We start from the raw sequence: 11,979 nt of genomic DNA on the forward strand, positions 1-11,979 counted from the left end.
CTCAGCGCCGGCCGTCCGCGACGAACCGCACGGTCCCGTCACCGCCGCGCTGGAGGAGGCCGGCCGTGGGGGCGGGGAAGTGCGTGCCAATGACGAGCGTTCCCGTGTCGGCATACCGCTCGACGAATGCCCGCCGGGTGGCGGCGGCCAGCGTCGCGTCGCTGTCGGCGAGGCTGGGGACGTCGGGCTCGATGAATTGCACCGGGTGGTGTACGAGGTCACCGGTGATCACCGCACGTTCCTCCCCGGATTCGACCACGACGGCGACCTGCCCCGGGGTATGCCCGGGAGCGGCCTCCAGGCGCACGCCGTCGCACACACGGTGATCGGTTTCGACGAAGTCGACAAGACCTTCATCGACCAGAGGCCGCATCGTGTCGTGGAGGCCGGCATCTACTTCGTCTGCCCAGTGGTCCCACTCCACACGTGTGACCAGGTGACGTGCACGCGGGAACGTCGGCACCCACTTCCCCGCCACCAGACGCGTGTTCCACCCAATGTGGTCGAAGTGAAGGTGGGTGCACACCACGGTGTCGATCGACTCCGGAGGGTAGCCGAGGGCAGTGAGGTCGTCGAGCCACGTGGTGTCCAGCATCTGCAGGAACGGCACCGACTGCCGGGCGTTGCCCACGCACGTGTCCACGAGGATCCTGCGCGTACCGGTGTCCACGACCAGCCCGTGCACCGACAGCACAAAGGTGCCGTCCACCCTGCTGAACTCAGGAGCAGGCCACGGGTACCTCTTCAGGAGCGCGGTGTCATCCGTCCGCAAGGCCGCGGTGAGGGGAACGGGCACTTCCGCCTCCAGCACCTTGTGAATCATGGTCGTACCGATACTCCACGTCGCCATCCGAGCCTCCACTTCAACAGAGGATCGAAGAATATTGACGCTCGCTACAAATACGCAATAGCTTGATGGTTGCCAAGGGCTCGATCACCGTGGTGGAAGGAAGCACCGGATGGGTCTCGCTCAGGACCACAACGCTCCCGTCGTGAACACTCGCTCAGGTCCGATCCGCGGCATCGTCGAAGGCGACCTCGTCGTGTTCAAGGGCGTGCCCTACGCCGCGCCGCCTGTCGGGCCCCTCCGGTGGCGCCCCGCGCAGCCGCATCCCGGCTGGAGCCGGACCCTCGACGCGACCGCACACGGCCCCAGTTCACCGCAAGCCGTCCGCGAGGGCGACCCCGTACTCGGTGGCCACGGCTTCCCGCCCTTCGACGAGGACTGCCTGACCCTCAACGTGTGGACACCCGGCACCGACGACGTCCGCCGTCCGGTCCTGGTCTGGATCCACGGCGGCGCCTTCATCTCCGGGTCCGGCGCGATGCCCAACTACTCCGGTGAGACCTTCGCTCGCAACGGCGACCTGGTGGTGGTGAACCTCAACTACCGGCTCGGACCGCTCGGCCTCCTCTCTTTCGCATCGGACGACGGCGCCGAGCAAGGCAACGTCTGGCTCACCGACCAACTCGCCGCGCTGCGTTGGGTTCAGGACAACATCGCCGCCTTCGGCGGGGATCCCGGGAACGTCACCGTCGCCGGCCAGTCCGCCGGCGCCCTTTCCACCGCGGCACTCGCGGGCCACGGAGGTGACGGCCGACTCTTCCGCCGAGCCATCCTCCAGAGCGTCCCGCTCGCCATGCTCCTCGCCACGCCTGCCGAGTCCCTGGCCCGCACCGCGACCTATCTGGAGATCGTCGGCGCGAAGGACGAGGACGAACTGCGCACGGCCCCGTGGCCACGACTGGTCGAGGCCACGGCCGAACTCCTCACGGCCACCATGGAATGGGGACACTGGGCCGCACCGTTCATGCCGGTTCTCGACGGCTCGACGGCGTCGCGGCAACCCGTCGAGAACCTGCTCGACGGTCCGGGCGCCGATATCGACGTCCTCATCGGCTGGACCAGGGAAGAGACCGCCTTCAGCTTCGCGCTCAACGAGACGTACGCGTCGACGACCAAAGAACAGGTGCTCCGGAGGGCGCAGGACACCTTCGGAGACGGCGCAGCCGAGGCGTACGCGGCGTACGAAGCCGCCCGCCCAGGCGCACAGCCGATCGACGTCCTCATCGACCTGAACACCGACGAGCTGTTCAGGAAGCCAACCCTGGCGTTCGCGGAAGCGCGGGCGGCACGGGGCCGCCCGGTCTGGGCGTACGAGTTCGATTTTCCCACACCCGCGCATGATGGCCGCCTGGGCGCCCCGCACTGCCTCGAGCTGCCCTTCATGTTCGACAATTTCGACAGCTGGTCGCACGCACCGTTCCTGGCGGGGATGGACACCAGGATCAGAGACGGCCTGGCCAGGACCATGCACCAGGCATGGATATCGTTCATACGCACCGGCGACCCCAACCACCCGGCCATGCCGCACTGGGACCGATACGACGAGCAATCCCGCACCACCATGCGCTTCGACGCCGTCACCGCGGCCGTTTCACATCTCAAGCCGCACCGACAGAAGCACTAGGCCAGGGGGCCGCCTATCGCCTGCTCCGTCCAGATGGTCTTCCCGGTACGGGTGAACCGGCTGCCCCAGCGGTCGGTGAGCTGAGCGACGAGGAAGAGGCCCCGCCCGCCTTCGTCCGTCTCCCGTGCGCGCCGCAGGCGTGGCTGAGTACTGCTGGGGTCGGATACCTCACAGACGAGCACCCGGTCCCGGATGAGCCGGAGACCGACCGGGCCTCCGGCGTAGCGGATCGCGTTCGTGACGAGTTCGCTGGCGACGAGCTCCGTCACGAAGCCCAGGTCGTCCAACTGCCAATCGGACAGCTGCCCCACCACCAGCTCACGAGCGTGCGCGACGAGGGAAAGGTCGGCTTCGAGTTCCCACTCGGCGACGTGATCGGACGAGAGGACGTGGGTGCGGGCGAGCAGCAAGGCAACGTCATCGGCAGGCTCTTGAGGCAGCACGCTCTCGAAAATGCTCTGGCTGATCTCGCCCAGGGCCCGGCTTGAGTCCGCGCCGGCGAGCGCGCTCCGAAGTCTCTCCATTCCCTCTTCGATGTCGCCGTCGCGGCTCTCGACGAGTCCGTCCGTGAAGAACGCGAGCATGCTGCCGGTCGGTACATCGAACTCCGTCACCTCGAAAGGCATTCCGCCGACTCCCAGCGGCGGTCCCGGCATCATGCCGACGAAGACCGGCTCCTCGCCCGGCGACACAAGAACCGGCGGCGGATGTCCCGCGGTGGCAGCGGCACACTCCCGCGTCACCGGGTCGTAGACCGCATACTGGCACGTCGCTCCGAGCAGTGCCGTCTCGGAGCGGGATTCTCCGGTCATCTGCTCGCTGGAGAGGCCGAGCACCAGGTCGTCCAGGTGCGTGAGGAGCTCACCAGGATCCAGATCGAGGTCGGCCAGTGTCTGCACCGCGGTCCGCAGTCGCGCCATGGCCGCAGTGGCATCGAGTCCATGGCCGACGACATCCCCGACGACGAACGCGACGCGCAACGACGGCAGGGGGATCACGTCGAACCAGTCCCCGCCGACTCCCAATCCGCCGCCCGCCGGCTGGTAGACGCCCACCGCCTCCGCGGCGGCGAAATCCAGGGCCGAGCGCGGAAGCAGGCTCCGTTGCAGGGCCACCGCCGACCGGTGTTCCTTGGTGTAACGGCGCGCGTTGTCCACGCCGAGTGCGACCCTGGAAACGACGTCCTGCAGGAGGGCTGCGTCCTCCTCGACGAAGGCGGAAGGCAACTGACCGCGCCAGACCGTGACGCAGCCAAGGATCAGACCTCGCGCGTACAGCGGCACCGCCACCGAGGAGTGCGCCCCGTTCGGGACGAACAACCGCAGGCTCTCGGGATCCGCGCCCAGCCTCTCGCGGAGAACAGCGACATCGGACACCAGCACGGGCCATCCCTTCATGAGGGGACGCATCAACGCACTGTCCGATACGGGAGGAAGCGCCTCCCCCACTGCCAGGAGGTCCTCCGCGGATATCTCCGGGCCCTGCGCGGCAGCGATCCGGCGCAGGCGAACGTCACCGGTGGCGTCGAGGTGCGGTGGCTCGTCGCCCACCAGCACCGTCTCCGCGAGATCCAAGGTCGCGAGGTCGGCGAAATCAGGGACGAGCAGGTTCACGAGGGTCTCGGCCATCTCTGTCACGTCCAGGGAAGCGCCGATGCTCACGGCGGCGGCGTGGGAAAGCCCCATCCGGCGTCGCTCCGTATCGCGCTGAGCTGCCCTCGCCGTGGGTTCGGCCGGCGTGACCAATACCAGCCACCGCGCGCCGGAAGCGCAATCGCCTGCAGCCCGCGCCTCGAGCCGGACCACCTTGAACGCCAGGCCGGCCGTCCGACCTGACCGATCCCCTCCGGGCGCTGCCACAAGGCGCCTCACCGGACCGGTTTCCGTTCCGTTGCCCGGAAGCAGCGCCAGCAAAGGGGCACACAGCTCCCCCGGTGAGCACTCCAGCAGCGTCTCGGCCATAACCGAACAGGCGACGACCACGCCCTCGTCGTTCAAGACGACCGCTGCCATGTCACTGACGGACGCCGAGGCCGGGGTCGGGCCGCCATGCTCCGGTTCGCGCATGTCGCCTCCACGCAGCGTGGCCTTCAGTATCGCCCCCCAGGGATCGCACGGCGACTGGGCACCACCGGCCCACCCCTTGTCGTGACCGAGACCGGCAACTGCGGGACTCGACTGGGACTGATGCCGGTCAGCCACACTCGCCGGTCTAACGGTGTGAGAGCCATCGGGCAGCCGGATCACCTTGGCCGAGCCCGTGGTGGTGCGATCGTGGCTGATCAGTGCGCCGTGGGCCACCGTCTTCGGTCCGGCCGGAGCAGCCCGAGCAAGCGAGGCGGTCGGCGCGGAAGCCGGCCCGGATACGGTCGGGGACAGTAGTGCGGCTGATAGGGACTCGCGGACGGTGTCGTTCTGCCACAGCTTCCACGGCAGCGGGTCTTGATCAAGGCCTGCGGTTCGTCCGTGTTGAGGCCGAAGGAGATGACGTCGCTGCCGAAGCAGCGCCTCATGACTCGGACCCGGTCTCCGCCCATCAACAGAAGGGCCGAGGACTGGGCCAGTTGCGGACCAAACAGGGGATCACCGTGGTGAACGGCGGACATTATTCCTGGTCAGGGGGGGTACAGGCGCGCATGTGAGGCGACCCCCGGTGAAGCGGAAGAGGTCCATGCCGGCCTCGGTCGCGAGGGGCAAGGGCGGCCAGGAGGGCACGACGAAGAGGTCTCCGCGCTCGACGGTCCAGCTGGACGCGCCGACGGTGACCTGGCCGGAGCCGTCGAAGACCTGGAAGACCGAGGATCCTGTCTCCTGGCGGGGGGGGGAGGTCTCGAACCTCCCCCTTGCCTCCGGCGCCACGCCGCAGGACACTTGCTTACACGTGTTAGTTCATGCCACCCAGGGGGTTACCCGTGAAACTGAACGTCCACAGACGAGGAGAGGGAGACAAGGGCCGTCGAGGCCTGCGATGAAATGGCAGCGGCAAGACGGTGCGGGTGCGCGCCCCGGCGCCGTGACCGGCAAGGCGGCCACCCTCGCACCTGATACCCGTGACCATCGCGTCGACACCGCCGTCGCACTCAGGGGCAAGCCGTGAGACGTCGGCGAGCGCCATCAAACCCCACCTCCGGTCCGTGGGCGCCACCGGCCAGGGCGGGCGAAGGGCGTCCAGGCCTGGCCCATCGAGATCATGCATAGCGCATATCTAGCGGTGGTCAAAAAAACGCGTTAACGTTCGGTCTGTGCAGGCCCGTCCCGGCACGCGGATCATCCTCCGCCCAGTTGCCAGGCCGCCGAAGACGACGGCACCCTACCCGGTGTCGACGCGGTCTTGTCCCTCCCTTGGACGGTGCGGCGCGAGCGGTTCCACATGATGCGCAGGAGGCCACCGCCCGCGCTCCAAAGCCGCCCCGCCGACACCCGGCCGCGCCTTTGATCCCGCCATCCCCACCCCCGCGCCGCTCCCGGGGTCCTGGCCTCCGTCCGCGACTGCGCTCGCGATCTACCTCTGCCTTCTCGGCCCCCGCCCGTCAGGAGAGATTCCGTGCAACGAAGAGAGTTTCTGGCCCGCACCGCCATCGTCACCGGGGGCGCCGCGCTGGCCGCCGGCCCCTTCCAGGGCCTGGTGGCCTCCGCGTCCGGCCCAGCCCGCGAGGCCGGGTTCGGACCGCTCGAGCCGGTGGCCGACGACCGCGACGGCCAGGTGCGCCTGCACCTGCCCGCCGGTTTCCGCTACCGGTCCTTCTCCGCAGTCGGCGACCAGATGGACGACGGCCACCCCGCCCCCGCACGGCCCGACGGCATGGCAGCCTTCCGCGGCCGGGGCGGCACCACCGTCCTGGTCCGCAACCACGAAGTCCCGGGAACACCTGGCGCGTTCGGCGACCTGGGGCAAGCGTACGACCCGGTCGGCGGAGGGGGCACGACCACGCTGACCGTCGACCGGCACGGTCGCCTAGTGGACCAGCGGGTGAGCCTGAACGGCACCATCATGAACTGTTCTGGCGGTCCGATGCCATGGGGCGCATGGGTCACCTGCGAGGAGTCCGTCGACGGCCCCGACGTCAAGAGCCCGGTTCCCGGCTCGGACAACAGCAAGCTCCACCAGAAGCACGGCTACCTTTTCGAGGTCCCTGCCCGCGGCCGTGGCACCGCCCGGCCGATTCGCGCCGCCGGCCGCTTCCAGCACGAGTCGGTCGCGTTCGACCCGGTCTCCGGCGCGCTGTACCTGACCGAGGACAACCCTCTGTTCCCGTCCGGGTTCTACCGCTACCTGCCGCCGGTCCATCCGACACGCGCCGGAGGCATCCTCGACCGAGGTCGCCTCCAGATGCTCGCCGTCGCCGACAGCCCTCGCGCGCAACTGCAGCTGGGCCAGCCCAAGGGCGCGACCTACCGGACCTCGTGGGTGGACATCGACGACCCCGACCCCGCCTTCGCTCCCGGCACCACCTGGTTCGACGCCGCGCCCGCCGTCAGCCGCGAAGGCCACGCCAAGGGCGGGGCGGTGTTCTCACGCCTGGAAGGCGCGGCCTACCAGGACGGGACCGTCTACTTCGTCTCCACCCAGGGCGGCGATGCCGCGCCCGGTGACGAGTTCCCGCCCGGCCCGGGCGGCCTCAGCGCGTTCGGCGCCGGCCGCGGCCAGGTATGGGCGTACGACATCCGCCGCGAACGCTTGCGCCTGGTCTACCAGTCACCGCACTCGACGGTGCTGGACATGCCCGACAACATCGCGGTCAGTCCCCGCGGCACGTTGATCCTGTGCGAGGACGGCGAGAACGAGAACTACCTGCGCGGCCTCACCGCGCACGGCTCCCTGTTCGACATCGCACGACTCGCACCGGTCCCTGGCGACCTTGACGCGGAGTTCGCCGGGACGACGTTCGACCCCGACGGCCACACGCTGTACGTCAACATCCAGTCCAAGGCTGGCTGCACCATCGCGCTGCGCGGCCCAGGACTGTAGCCCAGGCCGCGTGCCCCGGCCGGGGCACGCGGCCCCCAGAAGGCAGGAACACCCGCTATCTTCGAGGCCACGCACGGCCGTATCGAGGCCGAACGCACCCCGTGGGGCGCCGTCGCCAAGGGCATCCCGTTCGCCGCCCCGCCGGTCGGGCCGCTGCGCTTCAAGGCTCCGCGCCCGCGCAGCCCTGGCAGGGCGTGCGGCGCGCGACGGCCTACAGGCCAGCCACTCCTCGGCCCCCGACCGGCTCTCGAAGGAGATGTCGGCGTCACCGAGCTTCCCCACCAGCGCGTTCCTACACACGACCGAGGCGTTGCGCGCGGGCACCAACTCGGCGCTGGACTCCTACCCCGGGCACGAGCCGACGCTCTACCAGCGTTTGGCGAACAACCCCGAGATCGAGGGTGTTCTGCACGCTTCGATGGCCGCCTTCACTCTGCAGTCCATGGGCGGGCTCCTGGACAACGTGGATCTCACGGGAGTCAGCCGGCTCCTGGACATCGGCGGAGGCGACGGCACCACCGCGCGATCGCTCGCGGACCGCTTCCCGGAAACCGGCATCACGGTCTTCGACATGCCGAGCGTCACCAGGCTCGCCGAGCGGGAGCCCTCCCTCGACGGTCCCGCCCGGGTCGACTTCCACCCGGGCGACCTCTTCGTCGATCCCTTCCCGGCCGACGCCGACGCGGTTCTGTTCAGTCACGTCCTCGAAGTGTTCGCCGCCGAGCAGATCATCGAGCTCCTGGGCAAGGCGTTCGATGCCCTCCCGTGCGGGGGCAAGGTGTTCCTCTACGGCTACAACGTCACCGAAGACGAGACACGTGGGCTGTACTCCGCCCGCCTCTCGCTCTATCTGAACGTGCTGGCCAGTGGGCAGGGCATGGCGTACCCCGCCGCGGACTACGAGTCCTGGCTGACCCGAGTGGGCTTCGTGGACGTCAGGACGATCCCGGGTCTTCCCTACGAGCACGGACTCACCACAGCCGTCAAGGAGTGACCGGCGATCCCGAACCTGCGATCGACTCCGACCCGTGACCGAAGGCTGATGCGCCATGCCCCCTCCCAGTCCCCCTGTCCCGTACCCCGCGCCACAGGAGCACAGTTCCCCGGCTCGATTCCTTCGCCGGCTGTTGCGAAACCACCGCAAGCCCCTGTTTCTGGGTGCCCTGTTCGGCGTCGTGTGCATGCTCGCGCAGGCATTCGTTCCCGCAGCCGTCGGCAAGGCGGTTGATTCCGGCATCATCGCGCGCGACGGATCGTCCCTGGTCCAATGGTCGTTCGTGGTATTCGGCCTCGGACTTCTCCAAGCCGTCGCCAGCATCCTGAGTGACCGTCAGGCGTTGAAGAGCTACCTGGAATCCTCGTACGCAACCTTTCACTTGCTGACCCGCCAGGCCACCCGCCTCGGTGCGGGCCTGTCCAAGCGCATGCCAGCCGGTGACATCGTCACTGCCGGTGTCGTCGACGTCGCCCAGATCGGCCAGGGTATGGAGATCACCGCCCGCGGCGCGGGCGCGGGCGCGGCGATCGTCGTGGTGGCCTCGGTCATGCTGATCGCCTCGTGGCAACTGGGTCTCGCGGTGCTGGTCGGAGTCCCACTGATGGCGTGGGTGATCGCGCTGCTGATCCGGCCCTTGCACGGCCGTCAGGAGGAACTCAGGGATCAGCAAGGGGAATTGATGTCACGGGCCATCGACATCGTGAGTGGCCTGCGGGTCCTGCGGGGTCTCGGCGGCGAGGGTGTGTTCGGAGGCCGGTATCGGCGCGAGTCCCAGCTCGTACTGCACGCCGGAGTAGCAGTCGCACGCGTCGAGGCCCAGCTTGCCGCCGCGCGGATACTGATTCCCGGGCTCTTCATCGCCTTCGTGGTGTGGTTGGGCGCACACCAGGTGCTTTCCGGCCGGATCAGCGCCGGGGAACTGGTCGCGTTCTACGGGTACACCGCCTTCCTGGCAGCCGCGCTCCGCAGGGCGACCGAGGTCGCGGACAAGCTCCTTAAGGCCTACGTGTCCGCCGGCCGGGTTGCGCGAATCCTCGCGCTCGAACCCGAGTTGCCCGACACCGGACAATTGGCAGCCGCGCCCGGCCCAACGGCCGATCTGGTGGAACCGGAGTCGGCCATGACGATCCGCGGCAACCGGTTGACCGTTGTTGCCTGCGCTTCCGCGAGCGATGCCGGCCTCCTTGCGGACCGGCTCGGACGGTACGTCGATTCGACCGCGACGTACGGCGGAGTTCCGCTCGCCGCGATGCCACTGGGCGAAGTCCGGCGCCGGATCCACGTCACCGTCAACGACGACCGGTTCTTCTCCGGCTCGTTGCGCGACGAACTCGATCCGACGGATTCGTCCGGCGACGCGGAAGCCTCCTTCCGGCGTGCCGTCGACACAGCCTGCGCGCGCGACATCATCGACGGCCTCGCCGATGGCGCCGAAGGCCACGTAACCAACGCGGGCCGAGACTTCTCCGGTGGCGAACAGCAGCGGCTTCGACTGGTCCGCGCCCTGATGGCGGACCCGGAGACGCTCCTGCTTGTCGACCCCACCAGTGCGGTGGACGCGCACACGGAGGCCCGCATCGCAAGCAATCTCGCCGTCGCCCGGCAAGGCAGGACCACGGTGGTCTTCAGTCTCAGCCCACATGTCCTGGCGCACGCCGACCACGTGATCTACGTGGAGGATTCCAAGGCCCTCTTCGAGGGGTCGCACACGGAGTTGCTGAAAGACAGCCGCTACCGCTTCGCCGTCACGAGGGAGGCCGCGATATGAAGGCATTGCCCGTCGCTTCCGCCGACGATGCGAAGACCTACGCCCGACAACTCGTCTGGCGCCACCCGCGCGACCTCGCGTTCGGCCTGCTGCTCCACGCCGCCGCCGCCGTCTGCGGTCTCGTCGGACCGTGGGTGGTCGGCGAACTGGTCGAGGACGTAAATCGAGGTGTCGACCACGTGGTCCGTGACACCGCCGTGATCGCCGCCTCGGTGCTCGCGCAGGCAGTGCTGATCCGCTACGCGATGTACGTGTCGGCGCGGCTCTCCGAGAAGGTGCTCGCCGAACTTCGCGAGGAATTCGTCGAGAACGTCCTGGCGCTGCCCCTGACCACGGTTGAGCAGGCGGGTACCGGCGACCTGGTCACCCGAACCACCCGCGACGTGGACGTGCTGTCCCGCGCCGCGCGGCAGGCCGTACCGGACACCTTGATCGCGGGGATCACCATCGCGATGACCCTCGGCGCCCTGGCGCTGCTGGATCCCCTGCTGGTCCTCCCCTGTTTCGTCGCGGTTCCCGTCCTGGCCGTGGCCACCCGCTGGTATCTGGCGCGAGCCCGGGACGGCTACCTGCGGCAGAGCGCTTCCTACTCTCAGATCATCGACGGATTGACCGAAACGGTCGAGGGCGCGCGGACCGTCGATGCGTTCGACCTGCGTCGGCGCCGACTCGACCGGGCCGACCGGGACATCACCGAGTCCTACGCGGCGGAGCGCTACACGCTCCGGCTGCGATCGGTGTACCTCCCGGTCTCCGACGTCGCGTACAGCCTGCCGGTCGTGGCCACGGTCATCTGCGGAGGCATCTTCTACATAAACGACTGGGTGACGCTCGCGGCAGCCACGGCGGCAACCCTGTACGTGCAGCAACTGCTCGAACCCGTGGACCGGTTGCTGTTCTGGATGGACGAACTACAAGTCGGCTCCGCTTCGCTGGCACGACTTCTCGGGGTTCGCGGACAGCCCCTGACCCACCACCCTGCCCAGGCCGCCTCCGACGGCGACGCCGCACCTGCGAACGCCCCGGGCGCCGGCGCCGTGGTCTCGGGTGTGAGGTACGCCTACCGGCCAGGCCATGACGTGCTCCGCGGCGTCGACCTGCATATCAGGGCGGGCGAGCGGCTGGCGATCGTCGGCCCGTCCGGCGCGGGGAAATCCACGCTGGGGCGGCTGCTCGCCGGCATCCACACGGCGGATTCGGGGTCGGTCACCCTGGCCGGTCGGGTCTCGTCCGGGTTGTCGCCGACCGAACGTCGCCGCCGCATCGCGTTGGTGACGCAGGAACACCACGTGTTCCGAGGGACGCTGCGCGAAAACTTGAGCATGGCGGACCCGGACGCCGACGACGGTGAGCTGGAGAGCGCTCTGCGGGCCGTCGACGCGTGGGAGTGGGCTGCCGCAATGGGACTGGACGCCGAGACTGGAGCACCCGGCAATGAGCTGTCACCGGCTCGGGCGCAGCAGCTCGCGCTGGCCCGGATCGTGCTGCTCGATCCGCAGATACTCGTCCTCGACGAGGCCACGTCGTTGCTCACCCCGGGGGCGGCGCGGCGGCTCGAACGGTCGCTTGCCGCCGTCCTGGAGGGCCGGACTGTGGTGGCGATCGCGCACCGCCTGCACACCGCCCATGACGCGGACCGGGTGGCGGTCATGGAGGACGGCGCCATCCGCGAACTGGGATCGCATGACGAACTCCTACGCCTGGACGGGGTGTACGCGGCGCTGTGGCGGTCTTGGAACGTCGGCACCACGAACGCCCACGAGGACTGAGGGAGA

General features: G+C 68.9%; 7 protein-coding genes and 1 pseudogene. 5 read left to right on the forward strand and 3 right to left on the reverse strand.

The features are described 5' to 3' along the window. Position 1: 1 nt before the first annotated feature. On the reverse strand, positions 2-811 hold the full coding sequence (locus tag ACIQV3_RS09740) for an MBL fold metallo-hydrolase (protein ID WP_403711473.1): 810 nt from the start codon (positions 809-811) through the stop codon (positions 2-4). 181 nt (positions 812-992) lie between these two features. Between ACIQV3_RS09740 and ACIQV3_RS09745 the strand changes: the two genes are divergently transcribed. Further along, entirely contained in the window at positions 993-2,471 is a 1,479-nt protein-coding gene (locus ACIQV3_RS09745; RefSeq protein ID WP_403711475.1) for a carboxylesterase/lipase family protein, read from the forward strand. Here the strand turns inward: ACIQV3_RS09745 and ACIQV3_RS09750 are convergent. After that, positions 2,468-4,537, reverse strand: a complete 2,070-nt coding sequence (locus tag ACIQV3_RS09750; protein WP_403711477.1) for a SpoIIE family protein phosphatase — start codon at positions 4,535-4,537, stop codon at positions 2,468-2,470. The genes ACIQV3_RS09745 and ACIQV3_RS09750 overlap by 4 nt on opposite strands. A gap of 516 nt (positions 4,538-5,053) precedes the next feature. Beyond that, positions 5,054-5,317 (reverse strand): annotated as a pseudogene (locus ACIQV3_RS09755) (hypothetical protein); the annotation flags it as partial. 697 nt (positions 5,318-6,014) lie between these two features. Here ACIQV3_RS09755 and ACIQV3_RS09760 point away from each other — a divergent pair. The 4 genes from ACIQV3_RS09760 to ACIQV3_RS09775 all read left to right on the forward strand — a co-directional run bounded on the left by ACIQV3_RS09760 (position 6,015) and on the right by ACIQV3_RS09775 (position 11,973). Further along, positions 6,015-7,439, forward strand: a complete 1,425-nt coding sequence (locus ACIQV3_RS09760) for an alkaline phosphatase PhoX (RefSeq protein WP_403711479.1) — start codon at positions 6,015-6,017, stop codon at positions 7,437-7,439. Positions 7,440-7,695: 256 nt separating this feature from the next. Continuing rightward, positions 7,696-8,433, forward strand: coding sequence for a methyltransferase (locus ACIQV3_RS09765; RefSeq protein ID WP_403711481.1), 738 nt, complete (start codon positions 7,696-7,698; stop codon positions 8,431-8,433). Between the two features lie 55 nt (positions 8,434-8,488). Next, positions 8,489-10,204, forward strand: a complete 1,716-nt coding sequence (locus ACIQV3_RS09770) for an ABC transporter transmembrane domain-containing protein (protein ID WP_403711483.1) — start codon at positions 8,489-8,491, stop codon at positions 10,202-10,204. Next, entirely contained in the window at positions 10,201-11,973 is a 1,773-nt protein-coding gene (locus tag ACIQV3_RS09775) for an ABC transporter ATP-binding protein (RefSeq protein WP_403711485.1), read from the forward strand. The genes ACIQV3_RS09770 and ACIQV3_RS09775 overlap by 4 nt, the downstream gene beginning before the upstream one ends. Positions 11,974-11,979: the final 6 nt, after the last annotated feature.

The organism is Streptomyces sp. NPDC099050 (genome assembly GCF_044759865.1).
GTDB lineage: Bacteria > Actinomycetota > Actinomycetes > Streptomycetales > Streptomycetaceae > Streptomyces.